The organism is Saccharopolyspora oryzae (assembly GCF_027853915.1).
Taxonomy (GTDB): Bacteria; Actinomycetota; Actinomycetes; order Mycobacteriales; family Pseudonocardiaceae; genus Saccharopolyspora; species Saccharopolyspora oryzae.
The window spans coordinates 1-20,466 of the sequence record NZ_JAQGLA010000071.1; the positions used below are offsets into that span (position 1 = coordinate 1).

At 70.5% G+C, this 20,466-nt stretch carries 27 protein-coding genes and 2 pseudogenes; 17 read left to right on the forward strand and 12 right to left on the reverse strand.

Going from position 1 to position 20,466, the window contains the following annotated elements; genetic code table 11:
* Nucleotides 1-492, reverse strand: a pseudogene (locus OU415_RS29375) (hypothetical protein); the annotation flags it as partial.
* 489 nt (nucleotides 493-981) lie between these two features.
* Between OU415_RS29375 and OU415_RS29380 the strand changes: the two are divergent.
* From OU415_RS29380 to trhA, 4 genes are all read left to right on the forward strand, one after another.
* Nucleotides 982-1,185 carry a cold-shock protein gene (locus tag OU415_RS29380; RefSeq protein WP_270952600.1) on the forward strand — a complete coding sequence of 68 codons (204 nt, stop codon included), beginning with the start codon at nucleotides 982-984 and terminating at the stop codon, nucleotides 1,183-1,185.
* Between the two features lie 381 nt (nucleotides 1,186-1,566).
* Nucleotides 1,567-1,905 (forward strand): STAS domain-containing protein, encoded by a 339-nt coding sequence (locus tag OU415_RS29385; protein WP_270952601.1) that lies wholly within the window; start codon nucleotides 1,567-1,569, stop codon nucleotides 1,903-1,905.
* The gene (locus tag OU415_RS29390; RefSeq protein ID WP_270952602.1) at nucleotides 1,905-2,081 is read left to right on the forward strand and encodes a hypothetical protein; all 177 of its coding nucleotides are present in this window, start codon (nucleotides 1,905-1,907) and stop codon (nucleotides 2,079-2,081) included. The genes OU415_RS29385 and OU415_RS29390 overlap by 1 nt, the downstream gene beginning before the upstream one ends.
* A gap of 383 nt (nucleotides 2,082-2,464) precedes the next feature.
* Entirely contained in the window at nucleotides 2,465-3,157 is a 693-nt protein-coding gene (trhA, locus tag OU415_RS29395) for a PAQR family membrane homeostasis protein TrhA (RefSeq protein ID WP_270952603.1), read from the forward strand.
* 49 nt (nucleotides 3,158-3,206) lie between these two features.
* Here the strand turns inward: trhA and OU415_RS29400 are convergent, their stop codons facing one another.
* The 3 genes from OU415_RS29400 to OU415_RS29410 form a co-directional block, all read right to left on the reverse strand.
* Nucleotides 3,207-3,368 carry a hypothetical protein gene (locus tag OU415_RS29400; protein WP_270952604.1) on the reverse strand — a complete coding sequence of 54 codons (162 nt, stop codon included), beginning with the start codon at nucleotides 3,366-3,368 and terminating at the stop codon, nucleotides 3,207-3,209.
* A gap of 12 nt (nucleotides 3,369-3,380) precedes the next feature.
* The gene (locus OU415_RS29405; protein WP_270952606.1) at nucleotides 3,381-3,683 is read right to left on the reverse strand and encodes a MerR family transcriptional regulator; all 303 of its coding nucleotides are present in this window, start codon (nucleotides 3,681-3,683) and stop codon (nucleotides 3,381-3,383) included.
* Nucleotides 3,684-4,093: 410 nt separating this feature from the next.
* Nucleotides 4,094-4,321, reverse strand: coding sequence for a Tn3 family transposase (locus tag OU415_RS29410; RefSeq protein WP_270952607.1), 228 nt, complete (start codon nucleotides 4,319-4,321; stop codon nucleotides 4,094-4,096).
* Nucleotides 4,322-4,551: 230 nt separating this feature from the next.
* Here OU415_RS29410 and OU415_RS29415 point away from each other — a divergent pair.
* Nucleotides 4,552-4,737 (forward strand): annotated as a pseudogene (locus OU415_RS29415) (Tn3 family transposase); the annotation flags it as partial.
* On the opposite strand, the gene OU415_RS29420 reads toward OU415_RS29415, so the two are convergent.
* The gene (locus OU415_RS29420; protein ID WP_270952665.1) at nucleotides 4,733-5,095 is read right to left on the reverse strand and encodes a hypothetical protein; all 363 of its coding nucleotides are present in this window, start codon (nucleotides 5,093-5,095) and stop codon (nucleotides 4,733-4,735) included. The pseudogene OU415_RS29415 and the gene OU415_RS29420 sit on opposite strands and share 5 nt — an antisense overlap.
* 223 nt (nucleotides 5,096-5,318) lie before the next feature.
* On the opposite strand from OU415_RS29420, the gene OU415_RS29425 reads away from it, so the two are divergent.
* Both OU415_RS29425 and OU415_RS29430 read left to right on the forward strand, forming a co-directional pair.
* On the forward strand, nucleotides 5,319-5,564 hold the full coding sequence (locus tag OU415_RS29425) for a S1 RNA-binding domain-containing protein (RefSeq protein WP_270952608.1): 246 nt from the start codon (nucleotides 5,319-5,321) through the stop codon (nucleotides 5,562-5,564).
* Between the two features lie 381 nt (nucleotides 5,565-5,945).
* Nucleotides 5,946-6,404: a DUF3574 domain-containing protein gene (locus OU415_RS29430; RefSeq protein WP_270952609.1), complete on the forward strand. Its 459-nt coding sequence runs from the start codon at nucleotides 5,946-5,948 to the stop codon at nucleotides 6,402-6,404.
* A gap of 152 nt (nucleotides 6,405-6,556) precedes the next feature.
* On the opposite strand, the gene OU415_RS29435 is transcribed toward OU415_RS29430, so the two are convergent.
* Nucleotides 6,557-7,474: a DMT family transporter gene (locus OU415_RS29435; protein WP_270952610.1), complete on the reverse strand. Its 918-nt coding sequence runs from the start codon at nucleotides 7,472-7,474 to the stop codon at nucleotides 6,557-6,559.
* A gap of 83 nt (nucleotides 7,475-7,557) precedes the next feature.
* Here OU415_RS29435 and OU415_RS29440 point away from each other — a divergent pair, with 83 nt between their 5' ends.
* Both OU415_RS29440 and OU415_RS29445 read left to right on the forward strand, forming a co-directional pair.
* The gene (locus tag OU415_RS29440; RefSeq protein ID WP_270952611.1) at nucleotides 7,558-8,439 is read left to right on the forward strand and encodes a LysR family transcriptional regulator; all 882 of its coding nucleotides are present in this window, start codon (nucleotides 7,558-7,560) and stop codon (nucleotides 8,437-8,439) included.
* Nucleotides 8,440-8,488: 49 nt separating this feature from the next.
* On the forward strand, nucleotides 8,489-8,950 hold the full coding sequence (locus tag OU415_RS29445; RefSeq protein WP_270952612.1) for a DUF7144 family membrane protein: 462 nt from the start codon (nucleotides 8,489-8,491) through the stop codon (nucleotides 8,948-8,950).
* 12 nt (nucleotides 8,951-8,962) lie between these two features.
* On the opposite strand, the gene OU415_RS29450 is transcribed toward OU415_RS29445, so the two are convergent.
* Nucleotides 8,963-10,474: a molybdopterin-dependent oxidoreductase gene (locus tag OU415_RS29450; protein WP_270952613.1), complete on the reverse strand. Its 1,512-nt coding sequence runs from the start codon at nucleotides 10,472-10,474 to the stop codon at nucleotides 8,963-8,965.
* A 136-nt stretch (nucleotides 10,475-10,610) separates the two neighbouring features.
* On the opposite strand from OU415_RS29450, the gene OU415_RS29455 reads away from it, so the two are divergent.
* Nucleotides 10,611-11,675, forward strand: coding sequence for an NAD-dependent epimerase/dehydratase family protein (locus OU415_RS29455; protein ID WP_270952615.1), 1,065 nt, complete (start codon nucleotides 10,611-10,613; stop codon nucleotides 11,673-11,675).
* Here OU415_RS29455 and OU415_RS29460 read toward each other — a convergent pair.
* Genes OU415_RS29460 through OU415_RS29470 form a run of 3 tightly spaced genes read right to left on the reverse strand, consistent with a single transcriptional unit; the run spans nucleotide 11,637 to nucleotide 14,720 of the window.
* Nucleotides 11,637-12,668, reverse strand: coding sequence for a sensor histidine kinase (locus tag OU415_RS29460; protein WP_270952616.1), 1,032 nt, complete (start codon nucleotides 12,666-12,668; stop codon nucleotides 11,637-11,639). The two genes, OU415_RS29455 and OU415_RS29460, sit on opposite strands and share 39 nt — an antisense overlap.
* The gene (locus OU415_RS29465) at nucleotides 12,659-13,387 is read right to left on the reverse strand and encodes a response regulator transcription factor (RefSeq protein WP_270952617.1); all 729 of its coding nucleotides are present in this window, start codon (nucleotides 13,385-13,387) and stop codon (nucleotides 12,659-12,661) included. Before OU415_RS29465 ends, OU415_RS29460 begins: the two co-directional genes overlap by 10 nt.
* 4 nt (nucleotides 13,388-13,391) lie before the next feature.
* On the reverse strand, nucleotides 13,392-14,720 hold the full coding sequence (locus OU415_RS29470) for a hypothetical protein (protein WP_408641930.1): 1,329 nt from the start codon (nucleotides 14,718-14,720) through the stop codon (nucleotides 13,392-13,394).
* Nucleotides 14,721-14,861: 141 nt separating this feature from the next.
* On the opposite strand from OU415_RS29470, the gene OU415_RS29475 reads away from it, so the two are divergent.
* From OU415_RS29475 to OU415_RS29490, 4 genes are all read left to right on the forward strand, one after another.
* Nucleotides 14,862-15,515, forward strand: a complete 654-nt coding sequence (locus OU415_RS29475) for a glycosyltransferase family 2 protein (RefSeq protein ID WP_270952619.1) — start codon at nucleotides 14,862-14,864, stop codon at nucleotides 15,513-15,515.
* Entirely contained in the window at nucleotides 15,509-16,177 is a 669-nt protein-coding gene (locus OU415_RS29480; protein ID WP_408641931.1) for a TIGR04282 family arsenosugar biosynthesis glycosyltransferase, read from the forward strand. Before OU415_RS29475 ends, OU415_RS29480 begins: the two co-directional genes overlap by 7 nt.
* Nucleotides 16,178-16,444: 267 nt before the next feature.
* Complete coding sequence (locus OU415_RS29485; protein WP_270952620.1) at nucleotides 16,445-17,248, forward strand: SAM-dependent methyltransferase; 804 nt, start codon at nucleotides 16,445-16,447, stop codon at nucleotides 17,246-17,248.
* 308 nt (nucleotides 17,249-17,556) lie between these two features.
* On the forward strand, nucleotides 17,557-17,928 hold the full coding sequence (locus tag OU415_RS29490; protein ID WP_270952622.1) for a TraR/DksA family transcriptional regulator: 372 nt from the start codon (nucleotides 17,557-17,559) through the stop codon (nucleotides 17,926-17,928).
* Here OU415_RS29490 and OU415_RS29495 read toward each other — a convergent pair.
* Complete coding sequence (locus OU415_RS29495) at nucleotides 17,914-18,882, reverse strand: GlxA family transcriptional regulator (RefSeq protein ID WP_270952624.1); 969 nt, start codon at nucleotides 18,880-18,882, stop codon at nucleotides 17,914-17,916. The genes OU415_RS29490 and OU415_RS29495 overlap by 15 nt on opposite strands.
* Before the next feature lie 119 nt (nucleotides 18,883-19,001).
* Here OU415_RS29495 and OU415_RS29500 point away from each other — a divergent pair, with 119 nt between their 5' ends.
* The 3 genes from OU415_RS29500 to OU415_RS29510 all read left to right on the forward strand — a co-directional run bounded on the left by OU415_RS29500 (nucleotide 19,002) and on the right by OU415_RS29510 (nucleotide 20,112).
* Nucleotides 19,002-19,211: a hypothetical protein gene (locus OU415_RS29500; protein WP_270952626.1), complete on the forward strand. Its 210-nt coding sequence runs from the start codon at nucleotides 19,002-19,004 to the stop codon at nucleotides 19,209-19,211.
* A 138-nt stretch (nucleotides 19,212-19,349) separates the two neighbouring features.
* On the forward strand, nucleotides 19,350-19,592 hold the full coding sequence (locus OU415_RS29505; RefSeq protein ID WP_270952627.1) for an SHOCT domain-containing protein: 243 nt from the start codon (nucleotides 19,350-19,352) through the stop codon (nucleotides 19,590-19,592).
* A 292-nt stretch (nucleotides 19,593-19,884) separates the two neighbouring features.
* Nucleotides 19,885-20,112, forward strand: a complete 228-nt coding sequence (locus tag OU415_RS29510; protein WP_270952628.1) for a hypothetical protein — start codon at nucleotides 19,885-19,887, stop codon at nucleotides 20,110-20,112.
* Nucleotides 20,113-20,161: 49 nt separating this feature from the next.
* Here the strand turns inward: OU415_RS29510 and OU415_RS29515 are convergent, their stop codons facing one another.
* Nucleotides 20,162-20,461 carry a hypothetical protein gene (locus OU415_RS29515; RefSeq protein WP_270952629.1) on the reverse strand — a complete coding sequence of 100 codons (300 nt, stop codon included), beginning with the start codon at nucleotides 20,459-20,461 and terminating at the stop codon, nucleotides 20,162-20,164.
* Nucleotides 20,462-20,466: the final 5 nt, after the last annotated feature.

Genomic DNA, 20,466 nt, shown 5'->3' on the forward strand with positions numbered 1-20,466 from the left:
CTCGCCCTCGTGCAACAACCACGCATCGGAAAGACCGAAGACCGAAGACCGGATTCTCCGGGATTCTCCGGGATTCTCCGGGATTCTCCGGGATTCTCCGGGATTCTCCGGGATTCTCCGGGATTCTAGAAATTTATTGTAGCCCATTCCGTGGGGAAGGACGATCAACGGCGCGTTGACCTCGTGCAGCGGTCCGCCGTAGCTCGCCGAGACGGCGAGGTCGAATTCGCCGCGCACCGCCTGCTCCCAGTCGATCGGCGTGATGCCGCGCTCGGCGAGGAATTCGGTGGTGCCGGTGGTGAACGCGCTCGATCCGATGCAGGTGAACGCGGTCTGGACGCGAAGGTCGCCGGCCCAGAGCGGCACCACGTCGAGCAGTCGGGTGGCCGCGGTGACGTTGTGCACGACCACCAGCACGCGCCGGGTGGTCGGGGTGGTTCGCCACCGCTCGCCGGGCGCGCCGATCAGCAGGTCGTTCCACTCCAGCGCCACGGTGATCATCCTATCGGCCGGGTGCGGTTGCCCGATCGCGGGAATTCGGGCGGCCGGTAGCGCGGTGGACCTGAGGTCGGGTTCTGGGGCCAGTCCGCGCTGTTCAGCGGCCGTGGTAGGTGAAGGCCGCCCGGCGGAGTGCCGCAGGGACCTCGTGGTGCGCGGTCCAAGCCACGATGCGCCTGCCCCGGCGGCGGAGTCGTGCGCTGGCGCTTCGCGGCCCTCGGCGACACCTGATGCCGCCCCGGAGCCGGGTGCTGAGTGAGTCCACCGGTGCGCCCCGGGTGTTGACGGCACGCGGGGCGTGTAGGGTGAGTGGTGGTCGTTGTATTTCTGGGTTCGTGTTTTGTGCATGCTCGCAGGATGTTGATGCGGGCGAGCTTCTTTCTTTGGTTTGCAGCTGGAGTGAGCCGCCGTCTGAGATCCCCCGGCCCGGGCCTCCGCACGGTGTGGGTGCCCGTGATACCCCAGCTCCCGAAGGAGACTGACATGACCAACGGAACCGTGAAGTGGTTCAACTCGGAAAAGGGCTTCGGCTTCATCGCCCCGGACGACGGCGGCCCTGACGTCTTCGTGCACTACTCGGCCATCGACGCCGGCGGCTTCCGCAGCCTGGACGAGGACCAGCAGGTGACCTACGAGGTCAGCCAGGGTCCCAAGGGCCCGCAGGCCGACCTCGTGCGCGCGGTCTGAGACTCCGCTGAGTTTCTTCCCGGCCCGCACCTCGTGTGCGGGCCGGGGACTACGGTTTCACCCGGCATCGCTCCCGCACCCGCCATTTGCGGTGCGGTGGAGGCGGGCCGAACCGATCTAGTCCAGCAGCACGCTCTCCGCCGTGACGACGCTGCCCGCCACTGGGCGCGCAACGAAACGGCTGGCCGCAGCCTGCTGCAACACCAGTTTTCTCTCTTCCGGTTGAGCCGAGCGCGTTTGCGCGGTTCCCGGAGCCGAGCCTTGTTTCTGCCTGCGGTCCTGCAGCGGCGACTCTCTGCGTTGCGCCAGGCCACAGGATCCTTCGACGTGCATTGGAGCCCGATGCGGGCTAACTACAGCCTGATCACGACCCTGCCCACAGTGTTCACAGTGGATGGTGACCTCGCTGGCGACGGTGTCACCCTGCTCGCCGAGCGGCTCTGGCCGCACCTGCTGACCGGACCACCGGACACGCTCGTGGACCTGGCCCTGGCCAGCACCATCGATACCGCCGGGCTCGACCTCCTGGTCGCTGCACGCACCTACGCGGCCCATCGGCACATCCCCCTCCACATCATCAACGCGGCGCCCCGGGTGCTTCGCGTGCTGCATGCGGCCGGAGTGAGCGCACTCCCGGGCCGCAGCCCCCGCGCCGAGTTCGCGACCACCACGGCCGCGACGCCTGCGCCTCGGCAGCACACCGCGGCGGTGATGGCCTGATGCGGCACTCCCGCCACGTCGCGCGGACGTTGTCCGATGACGCCTGGCAGATCACCGATGCCGAAGGCCAGCACACCGCGCGCATCGCAGGCACCGAACACGACGCGATCGCCCGCGCCCACCACCAGCTCGCCGCATACGGCGGAGGACGCGTGTTCGTCACCGACACCGACTGACCACCCCACTACCTGCCCGCTGAACGTGAAGCCGAAAAAGGCTGCGCCCGTGGGCATGAGCCTCCCCGAAAGGACCTTCCTGTGAACCTCTCCACCTCCCTCCGCCCCGGCAACGGGCCTCGGAGCGGCTCCGCGCAGGTTGACCGGCGCGGGGCTCTCCCGCGTCACGACCCGCGCCCACCCCGCGATCGGAGGCCGGTGGCGCCGGTGGCGTTCCTCGAGCCCAGCACGCCCCGCACCACCCCAGCCCCCCAGCCTCGGCGCACAGATCAGGACGAGGAGACTCTGCGCCCCCTCCGCGCCCCGTTTACCGCCGACGAGCCCGGAGGTCAGCGATCGAACGCATAAGCCCTGCGCAGCACGAACATTCGTACCCTGGTGGCATGAGCGAAGTTCTGACGACGCGTCGCGCCTACGCTTCGGTCAAACCCCGGATGCGAGGGTGGATTCACCTGGCCAGCGTGATCGGGTTCTCCGCATCCGGCATCGTGCTGATCACCCTGGCCGCCACGACCGGCCGGCCGACGACAACCGTGGCCGTGGCGCTCTACACGGCCGGGGTGCTCGGCCTGTTCGGTGTCAGCGCCGTCTACCACCTCATCACGTGGCGCTCCGAACGTGCTCGCACCTGGATGCGGCGGCTGGATCACTCGATGATCTTCCTGCTGATCGCAGGCACCTACACTCCGATCAGCCTGCTGGCCCTGCCCCAGGACACCGCGCGCATCGTGCTGGGCGTGGTGTGGGCCGGAGCGCTTGGCGGCATGCTGCTCAAACTCGCCTGGCCCCACGCGCCGCGCTGGGTCGGTGTCCCGCTCTACATCGCTCTCGGCTGGGTCGCGGTGTTCGTCCTCGGCGACCTGCTGCGCACCGCCGGTGTCGCGGGACTGGTGCTGCTGCTGGCGGGTGGCGTCCTCTACACCCTCGGCGCCCTCAGCTACGCCACCCGGTGGCCCGACCCGTGGCCGAGCACGTTCGGCTACCACGAGGTCTTCCACACCGCCGTCACCGCAGCGGCGATCTGCCACCACATCACGGTCTGGCTCCTCCTGCCCATCACACCCGCCACCTCTTGACGCGGCGAGCAGACCCCCGGCTCTCCCACCTGGGAGCGCCGGGGGTCTGTCATGTGGCGAGGTTGTTCAGGAAGACCATGCCGCTGTGGGCTGCGGCGGCGAGTCCGTCCAGCACTGCGCGGGTCAGATCAGCGGCCTCAACAGGCGCGGTCACCACGAAGTAGGCCACCAACGCCGCGGACAGCCACGCGGCGGCCAGTCGGGCACGCACAGGCACTTCTCCTCATTTCTCCGGCGGGCCGGTGTGCTCGGCGAGCTGGTCCTCGAGGGTGATGATCCGGCACGCCGCAGCAACCGGAGTGCCTTGGTCGATGAGTTCGCGGGCGCGTTGGGCCCGCCGCAGTTGCCGCCGCGAGTAGCGCCGGTGCCCCCCGGCCGAACGCTGCGGATCGATGAGGCCGGCCTCTTCCAGCGACCGCAGGAACGGCTGGGTCACCTCCAGCATCTCCGCAGCCCGCCCCATCGTGTAGGCGGGGTAATCCTCGTCGTCGAACTTCGCGTCGGCGCCGTGCCGATCCTCGTTCAATACCGCTCCCTCACCCCTCAACAAGGCCCCCGGCGCACCACTGGTGCACCGGGGGCCGCGAGGAGGTAATTACTCACTACTCAGGCCGCTCATCCATCCACGAACACCGGGAGTGGGGCGGCGGGGAAAACAATGACTCGACGACCCCCTTCTCACTCGCGTACGGATTGCGGACTTACCCTTTTTCGCTCCCTGGGGGCAACCGGCCGGTTGCCCCCAGGGAGCTGCCAATACAGCTCCACTTTCATCACTCGCGGCGCCGATTCGTCGATGATGGCGCTTTAGTGCTCTCCGTCTGTGGAGAGATACCCTAACAGGGCCAAGCGAGCATGTCTACAGCGGCCATCGCAGAAATTTTCCCGGGGCGAGGAGCCTGAAACTCGCAGCGGACGGGGCCTGCCGGAGACGGCTTAGACGCAGCCGTCCTCGTCGGGTTCGGACGGGTCGCGCAGCGGTCGCAGGCCACCAGCCAGCTCCGGAGTCAGAAACGAGTAGCGGCCGAGCATGTTGATGTGATGGCGCACGAACGGCAACAGCCGTGCGGCGTCGGCGTCGCGGACCTCGTAGCTGCCGGCGCGTAGCGCGGTGATCGCAGCATTGAGGTAGCGGGTGGTGAACAGCACGATCGCGTTGTGCACCAACAGGCGATGTCAGTAGGGCACGGTTTAGTGCTTGCCGTGATCGCCGGGCGCGTAGCGCTTCCATGTGGTTCTGGCTTCGGCGGCAAGTTGCTCGGTGGTGTTGGGGTGGTAGCCGAGCATTCCGGCGACGACGGGGGCGGGTGCTTGGAGGACGAGTTGGCGGATCGTGGTGGTGCGGCCGTCGCGCCTGGGGAGGCCGAGGTTGCGCAGCCAAAGGCGTAGCGAGGATGCGGGTCCGGCACCTGGAGGCCCAGACCGAGCAGGCTTGGTGCCTGACGCTAGTGACCAACGCCGTGGTGACCTGGACGACCGAGTACTACGGCCTGGCGGTGGAGTCGATGCGCGCTGCCGGGCGACGCATCGACGACGAGGTCCTGGCCCACATCTCCCCGGCGCACAGCGAGAACATCAATCCCACCGCGCGCGAATCTCCACGTGCACCGGCAGTTCGTCGTCGAGCAGCGGGCGCATCTCCCGCAGGTGCGCCAGCGCGATCAGCAGGGCCTGCTGGCCCCCGCGCGCCCAGTGCCCCATGGCGAGGTGGAGCAGCGGGAAAGCTCGAGCGGGGGAGTCCGCTGGGAGCGCCTCGTTCAGCCCGCCGGCGATGCTGATCGCCTCGGCCGGATCCTCGCCGGTCAGCTGGCCGCGCTGCAGGAGCAGGTCGACCAGCTCGACGGTAGTCCGATAGGCCTGCTCGTCGTCGGCCTCCCGCGACAGGGCATCGCGGCGTGCGTCGATGGCTTCGGTGAGTTCGGCCGGAACCTCGGTCATCCCGCCCCCTGCGCAGTGGCCCGGCCGTCAAGACCAGATGAAGGCGGCGGTGGTGGGGTGCGTCTTGCCGGCTCTGCTACCTTGCCAATCGTGACTGCCGGGTCGGCTGAAAGCCGCGCACAGATGGGGTTCCCGGCCGCGCGGTGAGCGCGGCGCGGGCTAGAAGCCCGCCCTCCGAACGCGTCCCAACGATCTTTCGGGATTGCGGAAGGAGGTGAGATCGATGTCCTCTCATGAGGTTTCGCCTGCTGCCTGGCAGGCCTTCCAGGACGAACACGAGGTGGGCACCGTCGTCGACGCGACCGTGGTGTCCGTTGTTCCGTTCGGCGCGTTCGTCGAGGTCGCGCCCGGGATCCACGGCTTGCTGCACAAGGATTCATGGGACCGGACCCCACGAGTCGGCGAGTTGATGCCGGTTCGCATCGCGGAATGGGGACCGCCGCGACTGAGCGTCGCTCCCGCTCGGTAGCACCTGGTGCGGGGCCAGGTTCACGCTGGTCCCGCACGAGCGATCGCAGGCGGTCACGGAGCCGTCCTGGTCGCGCACCCCCGTCACCTGCCAACACAGGCAAACTCATCCAGCACGAGAGGGCTGCGCCCAGGTCCCTTCCGTCCACAGTGGTCATTCGGCGGCGGTGGTCCGGGCTACCTGCTGGCGCGGACGGAGACAGGGACGCCGAGGAAGCGGATCGTGCCGTTGGTCGGCGCGTGGAGCGTGGGGATTCGGCTGGCAGGACGTGGTACCGGGCGCACCGATCAGCATGTCGTGCCCGCCTGATCGTGGGAATTCTGCTGACCGACCAGTGGGATGCCGGTTCCTCCGGGCTGCGGTGGGCTTACTGTTCCTGGCGTGAAGAAGACGATCACGCGACCGTGGCGCCTGACCACGGCAGTTCTGGCCTCCGCCCTGATCGGCGCGGCCGCGCCCGCCGCCTACGGCGCGTTCGGCGACGAGGCTCCGGTGCAGAGCGGACGGGGCACGCCGTACGTCGAGACCAGCCTGATGTTCGGCACCGTGCGTCCCGACGGCGGAGCTCCGGTCACCGACGAGCAGTTCCGCTCCTTCGTCGACGAGGTTGTCACGCCGCTGTTCCCGGCGGGGCTCACGGTGCAGGACGGTTACGGCCAGTACCGCGACGACAACGGCGTGATCGAGAAGGAGCGCTCCTTCGAGCTGGTCCTGCTCTACCCGGTCGCCGAGTACCAGGACAGCGACCCGAAGATCGAGCAGATCCGCTCCGAGTACACCAAGCGCTTCGCGCAGGAATCGGTGCTGCGCATCGACGACCGCTCAGCCGTGGACTTCTGAGCCGCTGAGTCACGTCGATCCGGGCTTGGTCGTCGTCGGCGGGAGCTGGCTGACCGCCGCTCGTCCGGCGTTTCCGAGGCGGCACCCGGCCGCGTCACCCGGGGTCGCGCCACCTCCGCGAGGAATTGAGGCGGGCCCCGGGTGACGGCGGATCAGGTGGTGCGGGGAGCGCGGCGGGAGATCGCGACGCCGATGAGGCAGATCACGCCGCCGAGCAGGGCGTAGGCCGTCGGAACTTCGCTCAGCAGCAGCCAGGACAGCCCGGTCGAGACCGCCGGGACCGCGTAGGTCGAGGCGGTGAGCCGGCCCGCGTTCATCCGGCGCAGGGCGTAGGACCAGGTGGTGAAGCCGACCGCGGTCGGGAACAGTCCCAAGTAGACAGTGCTGAGGATGGCGTCGAGCGGAGCGGTCTGGAGTTCGTCCAGCAGCTGCGGGGTCCACGGCAGGAGAACCGCGGTCGCGACCACGCAGCCGAGCCAGATCGCGATCAGCCCGTCGATGCCGCGCAGCGCGACCTTCTGGAGCAGCACGCCCGCCGCGTACAGGACGGCAGCGACCAGGCACAGCACCACACCCATCCCGTCGCGGTTCCCGGCCGAGCCGAACGCGATGATCGAGAGCCCGCCCAGGGCGACCAGCGAACCGGCGATCAGCACCTTCGAGTAGCCCTCGCCCAGGAACAGCCCGGCGCCGAACGCGACCAGCAGCGGTGCGATGTTCACCAGCAGCGCGGCCGTTCCCGCGTCGATGTGCAGTTCGGCGGTGTTGAGCACCACCGTGTAAGCGGCCAGCCAGAGCACCGAGTACACCGCGACGAGCACCAGGGTCCGGCGCGAGTTCGGCACCGGCGGGCGGCCGCGGAACCGGATCAGCACCAGGACGGTGAGCGCGGTCGCCGCGACCGCGAGGCGCAGCAACGCCATGGGTGCGGGGGACAGCGACTGCCCGATGCTTCGGATCGCCACGAAGGACGACGCCCACAGCAGCACGGTCACGAGGGCGGCGGCAGCGGCCCGGTTGCGCTCGTCAGTGGCGGGAGCGGGTTGGAGGGTCTGGGTCTGTTCGGTCACGACAATTATCGTTGCCAAGCCAAAACGAAAGGACAAGTGATTATTTCTACCGAAAGATTAAGCAATGCTGTACGGTTCTGGGTGTGCTTGACCTGCCAAGACTGCGCGTGCTCCGGGCGGTCGTCGCCACCGGATCGATCCGCGCGAGCGCTGACGCGCTCGGCTACACGCCGTCCGCGGTGAGCCAGCAGCTCGCCTCGCTGCAGCGCGAGACCGGCCTGCAGCTGTTCGAGCGGGTCGGTCGCGGGATCGAACCGACCACCGCGGGACAGACCCTCGCGGCCGAAGCCGAGCCGCTGTTCGCCGCGGTCAGCCGGCTCGAAGGCGTGGTCGGCGACCTGCGCGCCGGACGCATCGGCAGCCTGTCGATCGGCTACTTCAGCACCGCCGGGGCGACCTGGCTGCCCTCGATCGTCGCCGCGCTGCGCGCCGAATTCCCCGAACTGCGGCTGGAACTGCGGCTGACCGAGCTCGATGCGTCCGATCCGGACATCGACATCTTCGTCGAGCGGCCCGGCACCGAGCACCCGCCGCACGTGGAGGTGCGCCACCTCACCGACGACCCGTACCTGGTGGTCGTCCGCGACGACGACCCGCTCGCCGGGCGCAAGGAGGTGCCGCTGGCCGAACTGGCCGAAAGGCACTGGGTGGACAACGACTTCGCCGCCGGAGCGTGCCGGCAGGTGCTCCTGGAAGCGTGCGCCGAGGCGGGGTACGCGCCGCGCTTCGCGGTGGAGACCCGCGACTACCAGACCGCGATCCCGTTCGTGGCAACGGGAATCGGCATCACCGTGATCCCGCGCCTGGGCATCGGGAACCTGCCCGCCGGGCTGACCGCGGTCCCCGTGGTGGCGCCGGCGCCGATGCGCCGGATCAACGTCGCGGTGAAGAAGTCGATCGCCGACCACCCGGCCGCGCGGCGCACCGTCGCACTGCTGCACGAGCTCACCGCCGTCGACTTTTGAACCTCGCCCGGTGCGGGCACTCCTGTTGCACGAGCGATGGGAGGGAGCCATGACTTCCGAACCGAGCGCAGGGCGGACCGAGCAGCGCGCCGGGACGGCGCACAGCACCTGGGCGCTGGCCGGCTCGCCGCCCGCCGGGGCCCCGACCGGATGGCTCGCCTTCGCCGGCTCGATGCTGGGGCTGCTGGGGATCTTCAACATCATCACCGGCGTCACCGCGCTGGTCCGCCCCGGGTACTTCCTGGTCGCCCCCACCCGGCTGCTGGTGTTCAACTACCCGGTCTGGGGCTGGATCTGGGTCGTCTTCGGCCTGGTGCAGGTGGCCGTCGGCATCGGCGCGGTGTACGGCCGGGGCTGGGCCCGCTTCATCGGCATCGACCTCGCCGCGCTCTGCGCCATCGGGCACCTGGTGTTCCTCACCGCGTTCCCGCTGTGGTCGGTCCTGGTCATCGCCCTGTCGGTGATGGTCATCTACGGCCTGGTCGTGCGAAGTCCAGCAGGGCACGGATGACGTGGTGCCCGCTCATCGGCACGTGATCCGGACCGAATGCCACCCGGTCGCGCCGTCGGGCACCACGCCCTGCCGCCGCGGGGTCTGCGTCTGCCCGGTCCGGTCGGTGGCGCGGCATTCGATCACGTGCTCGCCGGGCGGGAGTTGCAGCACGGCCCGCCACATCCGCCAGGTGTCCCGGCTGACGTCGACGGCGAGTTCGGCGACCTGCCACGGCCCGCCGTCGGCGCGGACCTCGACCCGGTCGATCCCGGTGTGCTGCGCCCAGGCGATCCCGGCGACCGTGACCGCCCCCGCGGGCACCGGCGGCCCGGGCTGCGGCCGATCGATGCGGGACTCCGTCTTGATCGGTGCCTGCCGCGCCCAACCGCGCCGTTCCCAGTAGTGGGGCCGGTCGAAGGTCGTCACCTCGGCGTCCACCAGCCACTTGGTCGCCGAAACGTAGCCGTACAGGCCCGGTACGACCATCCGGACCGGGAAGCCGTGCTCGGCGGGCAGCGGCTCGCCGTTCATCTCGACCGCCAGCAGCGCGCCCCGGTCGGGTTCGAGCAGCACGTCGAGCGGTGTGCCCGCGGTGTAGCCGTCGACGCTGGTGGTGAACAGCTGCTGCGCCCCGGTCCGCACCCCGGCTTCGAGCAGCAGGTCGCGCACCGGTACCCCGGTGAACGTCGCGGTGGAGATCAGGTTCCCGCCGACCTGGTTGGAGACGCAGGTGAGCGTGATCTGCCGGGCTTCCAGCCTGCGCCGGAGCAGGTCGTCGAAGCTCAGCACGAGCTCGCGCTGCACCATGCCGTGCAGCCGCAGCTGCCAGTCCTCCGCGCGGAGCTGCGGAACGGTCAGCGCGGTGTCGATCCGGTAGAAGTCGCGGTTCGCGGTGAGGAAGGTCGGGGTGCCCGAGGACGCGAAATCGGCGCCTCGCGGGACGGGCGGGGACGGAACTTCCGGGATCCGCGCGGCGGCGGTTCGCCGCGAGGTCGACACCCCGGTCGCGTTCTGGAGGAAACTGCCCGCCAGACCGGCGACACCGGCCCCGACCAGCGTGATCCCAGTGGTGATCAGGAACCGCCGCCGATCGGAGTCCAGGCCCGTCGAGGCCATCCCGGCGACGTGGTGCAGCCACCAGAACACGACCACGCCGACAACCAGCGAGGTCAGCGCCGCGGCCAGGCCGCCGTCCGAGCTGGCCACCGCCGCGCTCACGCCGACCAGCCCGAAAACCGCGATCAAGGCGGCCCCGGGCCACGCGCGCCGCCGGGACAGCAGCCCGGCGCAGACGGCGAGCAGCGCGATCACGAGCGTCATGCCCACCATCAGCGCCATCTTGTCGCCGGTGCCGAACACGGCGATGGCGAACTCCTTCACCGGCTCCGGCGTCAGGTAGATCACCGAGTTGCCGACGGCCACGAGCGGTGAGGTGCGGGTGCCGGTGATGCCCGCGACCAGGTGCCCGGAGCCGAGCGCGGCGGCGGTGGCGAACAGCCCGACCACGGCTGCGCGCATCCGCGGGATGGGGACAGGGGTCATGGCTCCATTCGACGGCCCGAAAGCGGGCTGGGCCAGTCATGACGACGATTCGTAAGACAACGGCAAGACCTTGTGGATTGCTTACGGCCGACCGCTCGGACAGCCGGATCGGGCTGGTCGCTCGTACGGTCGTGGCGTGCGAGTTCTGGTCACCGGCGGTGCCGGGTTCATCGGATCGGCGGCCGCCGACGCGTTGGCCGCGAGGGGCCACGACGTCGTCCTGCTGGACGCGTTCCTGCCGCAGGCGCACGGGGAGGACCGGCCTTCGCGCCATCCGCTGGTGCGCGGCGATGTGCGCGATCCCGAGCTGCTCCGCGAAGTGCTCCGGGACGTCGACGTCGTGTGCCACCAAGCGGCGATGGTCGGGCACGGCCTCGATCCGTCCGACATGCCCGACTACGCGTCGCACAACGACTACGGGACGGCGGTGCTGCTCGCCGCCATGCACGCGACCGGGGTGCGCCGCCTGGTGCTGGCGTCCTCGATGGTCGTCTACGGCGAAGGGCGTTACCGCTGCCCCCAGCACGCGTTGGTCAAACCGGCGCCGCGGCAGGCCGAGGATCTGGCTGCCGGCCGGTTCGAGCCGAGATGTCCGGACTGCGCGACACCGCTGGAGCCCGAGCTGGTCCCGGAAGACGCCGACCTCGATCCGCGCAGCACCTACGCGGCGACGAAGCTGGCCCAGGAACACCTCGCCGCCGCGTGGGCCAGGCAGACCGGTGGCGGCACATGGGCACTGCGCTACCACAACGTCTACGGCCCGTGGATGCCCAGCGGGACCCCGTACGCCGGTGTGGCGTCGCTATTCCGCTCGGCCCTGCACCGAGGTGAAGCTCCGGTGGTCCTGGAAGACGGCCGCCAGCTGCGGGATTTCGTGCACGTCAGCGATGTCGCGGCGGCGAACGTCGCCGCGGTGGAGGCCGAGCCGCCGCCGGGCGAGCTGGACGCGCTGAACATCTGCTCCGGCGAGCCGCACACCATCGGCGATCTCGCCCGCGAGCTGGCGCGGGCGTGCGGCGGGCCGGAGCCGCACGTCGCCGGTGGTGCGCGGCCCAACGACGTGCGGCACATCGTCGCCGATCCGGCGAAAGCGCGCCGCGTGCTGGGTTTCCGGGCTGCGGTCGCGTTCTCGGACGGGGTGGCGTCCTTCGCGCACGCGCCGCTACGGGCGCCTGCCGCGATCGGCCTGGGCGAGCGGTAGCCGGACCTCGAAGCGGCACCCGGGGCCGTGGTTGCGGGCGGTGATGGTGCCGTGGTGCGCCTGCACGAGTCCGCGCGCGATCGCCAGGCCGAGCCCGGCCCCGGCGGTGTCGTCCCGCCGGGCCTGGTCGCCGCGGAACGCGACGTCGAACACCCGCTCCAGCTCGGCCGGTGCGATTCCGCCGCAGGCGTCGTCGACCCGCAACCACGCCTGACCGCCGTCGGTGCCGGAGGTCAGCACGATCGAGCCGCGGGCCGGGGTGTGGCGGATCGCGTTCGACAGCAGGTTCCGCAGCACGCGGGAGAGTTCCGGATCGCTGCCCTGCACCACCGGCCAGTCGCTGGTGGCGGTCCGCAGCTCGACCTCGCGGTGCCGGGCCAGCGGATCCACCACCGCGACCACTTCGTCCACGACGTCGCGCAGCGGCACCGCGGAGAACTCCAGCTGCACCGCGCCCGCGGTGATCCGGGACAGCTCGAAGAGGTCCTCGACCATGGCCGACAGCCGCTCGCTCTCGGACCGGATGTGCGTGGCGTAGGCGCACACCTCGTCCGGTTCGCCGACCACACCGTCGGCCAGGGCCTCGGCCATCGCGCGAATTCCGGCCAGCGGAGTGCGCAGGTCGTGGCTGATCCACGCGACCAGTTCCCGGCGAGCGGCCTCGGCGGCCCGCTCCCGCGCGCGTGCTTCCCGCTCCCAGACGCTGCGGCGGGCGATGCTGCGGCCGAGCAGGACCGCCACCGGCACGGTCACCACCGCGACCGCCGTGCAGATCACCACCGCGGTGGTCAGCTGCGGCCCGAACATGAAGCCGGTCACGCCGACGATCCCGGCCAGGGTGGCCAGCAGCGGCGTCAGCACCAGCGCGGTCAGCGCCGAGGTCAGCGACCGCTTCCGCAGGAAGTAGAGCAGCGCGGCACCGGCGAACGCGACGGGCAGCGAGAGCCCGACCGCGTAAGGGACGACGTGGGTGAGTTCGGTGATCACGTCCATGCGGTGGCCCCGGTCGGTGGCTCCGCGGGATCGTAGCGGTACCCGACACCCCAGACGGTGCTGATCCGCCGGGGACGGGCGGGATCCGGCTCGATCTTCTCCCGCAGGCGCCTCATGTGGACGGTGACGGTCGAGTGGTCGCCGAAGCTCCAGCCCCACACCGCTTCCAGCAGTTCGGTCCGGCTGAACGCCCGCCCCGGGTTGCGCAGCAGGAACACCAGCAGGTCGAACTCACGACCGGTCAGCGACAAGGCGGCACCGTCGAGCGTGCACCGCCGGGCACCCACGTCGATCTGCAGGCCACCGTCGCGCAGCGATTCGGCCGCAGCCGTGAGCGCAGCGCGCGATCGGCGCAGCACCGACCCCACGCGCAGCACCAGCTCGCGCGGGCTGAAGGGTTTGACGACGTAGTCGTCGGCGCCGAGCTCCAGCCCGAGAACCCGGTCGGCCTCCTCGCCCAGCGCGGTCAGCATCACCACCGGGACCGGGCTGTCCTCGCGGATGCGGCGGCACACCTCCAGCCCGCCTATCCCGGGCAGCATCAGGTCGAGCACCACCAGGTCGGGCGCGGCCGCGGTGAAGGACCGCAGTGCGGTTTCCCCGTCACCGGCGAGATCGACCTGGTAGCCGGAGCGCTCCAGGTACCGGCGGAGCACGTCGCGCACCGCGTGGTCGTCGTCGACGACGAGGATCCGCCCCGCCTCGTCCTGCTGCTTCATCCGATCACCAGCTCGTCGCGATCAAGTGGTTCACCGCCAGCGCGGTCATCGCCTGCCCGGCCAGCCACCAACGCCGCTGCCGGTCGGGCAGCAGGGCGGCACCGACAGCGAACCACACCGCGAACGGCAGCCAGATCCGCTCGACCTCGGCCTTGCTCAAACCGGAGATGTCGGCGGCCAGCACCGCTGCGGTCGCCGCCAGCACCAGCCAGGCAGCCGCGCCCCGGTCCACCGCGGCTCGGCGGACGGCCACCGCGGCGAACGGGCCTGCGGACAGCAGCAGAGCACCGATGTTGCCGAACACCCAGTACTCGTACGGCCGTTGGGCGAAATCGCCTTGGTGGTAGCGCTGGACGACCAAGTGGTAACCGTCCAACCACCAGAACCCGTACCACGCGAACACGGCGACCACACCGGCCACGCCCGCTGCGGCGAGCAGCAGCGCACGGGCCCCACGAGTCCACAGCACCACCACGACCACGAGCGGGAAGAGCAGCACCAGCCCGTAGCTCAGGAACAGTGCGAATCCCAGCAGCACGCCAGCGCTGACCGCTGCGCACGCGGCCCACAAGCCACGGCGTGTGGCGGCAATGGCCAACAACGCGATCCCGGTGGTGGAGACCCCGGTGAACATGCCGTCGGCGGACACCCCGACCCACACCGCGCCGGGGAACAGCACGAGGAACGGCATGGTGGCCCGGGCCGCGTCCGCGCCCGCGAGAGCCCGCACGGTGACCGGCACGGCCACCGCCGCGAGCTGACCGACCGACATCGACACGACCGCTGCCCAAGCCCCACCACCGAGCCCGATCCGGTCGAGCCACACGTAGCTCAGCAGGGCGCCGGGCGGATGCCCGGACACGTGCACGGTCCAGGAGTCGGGCTGTCCGGCCAGGATCCGGTCGGTGAAGACGCGGAGCGCGGCACCGATGTCGGTGACCCGCGGTACGTCGTGCAGGTATTCGGTCCACTCGGTCAACCGCCCGGCGATGCCGTTCTGCCACCCGTCCACCAGCGCCAGCGACACGGTCCACACCATCCCGGCGAGGTACCCGGTCACGAGCAGGCGGCCCCACGGCAGGCGCGCGGCCAGCACCGGACCCCAGGTGATGACCGCACCGGCGGTGACGATCGCGAGCGGGGTTCCGGGGCCGACGCGGGGCAGCCAGTACCCGAACAGCGGTGCGGCATCGGCGTACAGCGGACCACCCGCGCGGTTCAGCAGGAAACCGGCTGCGGCCGAGCCCACCACGACGACGACAGCGACGGCGAGCGCGACCAAGTCGGCCCGCCACCGCCGGTCCGCGGTGGGGCTGGGGGTTGTCGGCACCAGCGCGAGGCTAGTCCGGGCGCAGACCTTCGCCAACGCGCCGGCGGCAGCCGTCAGCAACTCGTAAGAACTCTTCTCGCGTAAGGAATCCATAAGGTCGGTTGGAGTTCTCGGCACCGACCGCAGTGCGTTTCACTGGCCTGTGTGAACGACGTCGATGTGGTGCTGCCCTGCCTCGACGAGGCCCGGGCACTGCCCGGTGTGCTCGCTGCGATGCCGCTCGGGTTCCGCCCGATCGTGGTGGACAACGGTTCTTCGGACGGGTCGGCCGAGGTTGCCGAGGAGCACGGCGCGGTGGTGGTCCGGGAACCCCGGCGGGGTTACGGGGCGGCGGTGCAAGCGGGCTTGACGGCGGCGACTGCTGAGTTCGTCTGCTTCCTGGACTGCGATGGCTCGTTGGACGCCGGGGAGCTGCCGACGATGGTCGCGCTGTTGCGCGCGGGACAGGCGGATCTGGTCGTCGGGCGGCGGGTTCCGGTGACCGCGGCCGCGTGGCCGTGGCATGCGAGGACGGGCAACGCGCTGATCGCGGGACTGCTGCGGCGGCGGGGGATTCCAGTGCACGACATCGCCCCGGTCCGCGCCGCGCGGCGGCTCGACCTGCTGCGCCTGGGAGTCGAGGACCGCGCCTTCGGCTACCCGCTCGAACTGCTGTGCAAGGCGGCGGAGGCGGACTGGCGGGTGCACGAGCTGGACGTGTCCTACCGGCCCCGCGCGGCCGGAACCAAGTCCAAGGTCTCCGGGTCGGTGCTCGGCACGGTCCGCGCCGTGCGCGACATGGCAGGTGTGCTCTGGTGAGCCCGACCGCGCTGCTGGTGATGGCGAAGGCCCCCGTGCCCGGGTTGGTCAAGACCAGGCTGTGCCCGCCTGCCACGCACGCCGAGGCAGCGCACATCGCCGCCGCGAGCCTGCGCGACACGATCGACGCGGTGCAGGGCACCGCACGGGCCCGACCGGTGCTCGCATTGGCCGGGGAGCTCGATTCGGCCACCGGCGCAGTCGAGCTGCGCGACGCGCTGCGCGGGTGGACCGTTCTCGGGCAACGTGGCGACGGCTTCCCCGCGAGGTTGGCGGCCGCCCACGCCGACACCGCAGCGGCGCATCCGGGATTGCCGGTCGTGCAGATCGGGATGGACACCCCGCAGGTGACGCCGGATCTGCTTTCCGAGGCGTGCGCTGCGCTGGACGTCGCTGACGCGGCCCTCGGCATGGCCGAGGACGGTGGCTGGTGGGTGGTCGGGTTCCGCGACCCGGCCGCCGCGAGCCTGCTGGAGCTGGTGCCGACTTCCCGTCCGGACACGGGTGCGCGCACGCTCGCGGCGTTGCGCACTGCGGGTCTGCGGGTCGCTTCGCTGCCGCAGCTGACCGATGTGGACACCATGGGAGATGCGTTGCGGGTCGCCGGTTCCGTGCCGGATTCCCGCTTCGCTTCGAGCCTGCCCGCAGGGCTCCGCCGCTGACCGGTGCGGTTCCTGCTCATGCGTCGGATCGGCGGAGCTCGCTCGCGAGGTGGCGCGTTGTGCCCCACGCGGCCAGGCAGAGCACGAGCAGCGCGGGCCACAGCAGCACATGAGCGGTACCGGTGAGCCATCCGGGGCCATTCGGTGGCGGGTTTCGTTCTCATGGCAGATGGGGGTCTCCTTGCTGTTGCGTTGTGACCGGTCTCTTCGGTGTCGGCGGGTGCGATGATGTTGAGTGGCGGGTGGCGACCTCTGGAGGAGGCCGGGATGAGCGATCCGGACGAGCGCGAAGTGATCGACGTGGGAGGTCCGAACGCGGCGCGGATGTACGACTACTACTTGGGCGGGTCGGCCAACTTCGAGGTGGACCGGGCTGCGGCCGAGGTGGGCCGCGCCGCGATGCCGGACGCGGAGACCTATGCGCGCGCCAACCGGGCCTTCCTCGGGCGGGCGGTGCGATACCTGTGCTCGGTGGGCATCGACCAGTTCCTCGACCTCGGTTCCGGCATTCCGACCAAGGGCAACGTGCACGAGATCGCGCAAGGGGTGAACCCTCGGGCCCGCGTGGCTTACGTGGACATCGAGTCGGTGGCCGTGGCCCACTCGCGCCGCATGCTCGCGCAGGTCGACGGGGTGACCATCACCCGCGCCGACATCCGCCGCCCCGAGGTCGTGCTGTCCGCGCCGGGAGTTGCCGGACTGCTCGACTTCGACCGGCCGATAGCGGTGCTGGCCGTGGCGATCCTTCCGTTCGTGCCGGACGACGTGGAGGCCGCGGCCGTTCTCGCCGCGTACCGCCAGGCGTGCGCACCGGGCAGCTACCTGGCGATCTCGCACATCTCGCAGTTGGCGGCCAGCGCGGAGCAGGTGGCCGCGGCGGAGCAGGTCATGGCCCGCACGCCGACGCCGGTGAAGTGGCGGTCCGCCGATCGCATCGCCCCGTTGCTCGACGGCTACGAGATCGTCCCGCCCGGGCTGCTCCCCGTGCCGCTGTGGCGACCGGACGGTCCGGTCGAGCCCGAGCAGGTCGTCCGCGCGAACGCCTTCGGCGCCGTCGGTGTCCTGCGCTGACGTGCTGCCGGTTCGGCGGCTCTTCGGTGCCGTGGGCTGCTCTTGCGCGGCACGTGAGGGAGTCCTGAATCATGTTCGCCACCAATGCTGTTCGCGGTGAGTCCGAAGTGGACATCGGTCGGTCGGCCCGTTCCGGGTGTTGCGTGCTCGTCGTCATGCATCGATGATGGCACCGGGTCGAACGGGTTTTCGAGCGATTAATGGTCGCCCGATGGGATGATCATCGGTGGCCGGACGTTGCTCGCCCGGTGCCGCGGGCTCCGGAGGCTCCTCGGAATAGTGCTCTGACCTGCGGAGTTGTTAAATGCATGGGAGACCGCTCGACACGAGGTGGTACTGACCGGGCGCAGGAGCTGCTGGCCCGGGAGCGCGCGGACGCGCTCGCCAGGGTCGAGTCGCTGCAGCGGCACCTCGCCGCGATCGGTGACATCTCGACCTGGACCGGCACCGATGACGAGCACGACCCGGAAGGGGCGACGCTCGCCTACGAGCGCGCCCAGGTGCAGGGCCTGCTCTCCGATGCCCGGCACGAGCTGGATGCGCTCGACCGCGCCGTCGCGAAGCTGGAGAAGGGCACCTACGGAATCTGCGAGCGCTGCGGGAAGGACATCGCCCCGGAGCGGCTGGAGGCCTTGCCCGCCGCGACCACCTGCATCAGCTGCGCATCACTGCGGCACTGAGTCGGCGGTCCGGGCGAACGCCCGGCGGTAGTCGCGCGGTGTCACGCCGACGATGCGGCGGAAGTGGTGGCGCAGCAGGGAAGCGCTGCCGAACCCGCACTCGCGCGCGATCTGCTCGATGCCCAGCTCGGTGTCCTCCAGCAGTCGACGCGCGTGCAGGACGCGCTGCGTGGCCAGCCACTGGTTCGGCGTCGTGCCGGTTTCCGCGACGAACCGGCGGGCGAACGTGCGCGGGGACATCTGCGCCCGTGCGGCGAGGGCGGCGACGCTGTGCTCGACGTCCAGGGTTTCCTGCATCCAGGCCAGCACGGGTTCGAGGCTTTCGCCGGTGCATTCGGGTACGGGCAGATCGATGAACTGCCGCTGGCCGCCGTCGCGCTGCGGTGGCACCACCATGCGCCGGGCGATCCGCGTCGCAGCCGTCGAGCCGAGCTCGCGGCGGACCAGGTGCAGGCAGGCGTCGATGCCGGCCGCGGTCCCCGCGCTGGTCACGACGTCGCCGTCGTCGACGTAGAGCACGTCCGGGTCGAGCTCGGCGGTGGGGAAGCGGTGGCGGAACTCGGAGACGTAGAACCAGTGCGTCGTGCAGCGGCGACCGTCGAGGAGCCCGGCCGCGCCGAGCAGGAACGCGCCGGAGCACACCGAGAGCATGGTCGCCCCGCGCACTGCGGCTGAGCGGAGCCCGTCGAGCACGTCCTGCGGGTAGTCGTCCCGGATCCGCGCGGCGGGCACCGCCACTACGTCGGCGCGGGAAAGCTCGTCGAGCCCGTGCCCGGGGACCACCTGCATCCCCACCGAGGTGCGCACCGGCTCGCCCGGTCGTTGTCCGCAGATGCGGAAGTCGATCGGCGGCACCCCGTCGGCGGTCCGGTCCAGGCCGAAGACCTCGCACAACACGCCCAGCTCGAACGGGGCGACGTCGTCGAGGACGACCGCGGCCACGCTGCGCAACACGTCCTCCACGGTAGCTGGCAGGATTTTGACGCACAATGGCATTGCTGCCGCTTTCGGCGGGATCCGGTGCATCCCACGCTGGTGCTGAGCGAACCCCGAGCGACCAGGAATGGCACACCATGAACATGCCGCTCGACCGGCCGTTCGCCGCCGGACTGGCCGGAATCCGCCGCTACTTCGCGGTCCAGAACTGGCTGTGGTCGCGCTACTTGACCACCTTGCAGCCGTGGGAAGCGGAGACCGAGATGCGCTGGGTCCGCAATCCGCTCAACCGGCGCTGGGAGCTGCGCGGCGGTGTGCTGCCGCCGTGCGAAGCCGAATCCACTTAGGACGCCTCCGCCCGTGCACGTCCGGCAGGGCCGCGTACGTCGGGTGCGGTACCGCGAGTGTCGCTCGCTGACGGACGACTCGGCGCCTCGCCGGGCCGATGCTGGATCCGACGTTGGAACGGGTTCGGAGGTGTCGTGATGTTGACCGAGTTCATCGCCCAGTGGGGTCCAGGCATGCACGGAGGTCCGGGGTGGTTCATCGGGCCGATCTTCTTCCTGCTGTTCCTCGGCCTGATCGCCACCGTCGTCGTCCTCGCGGTGCGCCGTCGGCCGTGCCGGAAGGCCGCGGGTGAGCGGGCGCGGGAGATCCTCTCCGAGCGCTACGCCCGCGGGGAGATCAGCTCCGAGGAGTACCGGGAACGGCTCGACGGCCTGAGCTGATCCTGGGCGGAGTGCGGACGCGGTCGGTTGCTGCTGGTCAAGGCGCTGTTGGCAACGGCCGCGTTCTGCGCGTTCCGAAATGGTGGAGAAGAAACAACCAGTTACTCGTAGGCGCCGGTGAATTTCCAACATATCCCCGTTTGGGGGAGCGCGTTCTCCGTCGTGGCGGGTTACCGTCTGGGCAGGTGCGCACTACCCCGGATTCGTCCGGGACAACACTGGGGGGAGAGGTCGAGGACGGCGGTGCATCGCCGTCCCTCGGCCGCTCGATCGACCACGGGAGTGGTCTGCGATGGATCTGATCACGAGGTGCAGCGAACTCCCGCACGAGAAGTTGTGCGAGGAGATCCGGATCGCCGGACTGGCCTACAAGCACGCCTTGGACGTCGGCTCGAAAGCCGACGTGGAGATGGCCGAATCGGTGCTGAACTGGTTCCTGGACGAACTCGCCGACCGGTTGCGGGGCAGCGCCGCGCCGATGGCCCGCGACAGCCGGGAGGACGAACCGGTCCCGCAATGACCGGTCGGGGCTCTGCGGCCCGATGCCGCACGCCCCGGACAGGTGCAGGTCAGTGCATGCGGGAGGCCATGCGGGACCCCGGTTCGGAGAGCCGGCCGCGGGCGGTCACCAGCGCGGTGCGGGCGTCTTCGCGGTCGCCGTGGGCGAGGTGCTCGGCTGCGGAGCGGACAGCGGTCGCCGCGTCGGCGGAGATCTCTATCTGCGGGTGCTCGTCGAGCATGCCGACTGCACGGGTCAGCTCCTGCTGCGCGCGGTCGGCCGGGTTGTTCGGAGCGGTCAGTAAGTCGATGAAGGCTGTGTCCACCGCATCGCGCAGGGCCGCCTCGGTCGAGCTGTGCTGGGCAGTCACGAGCC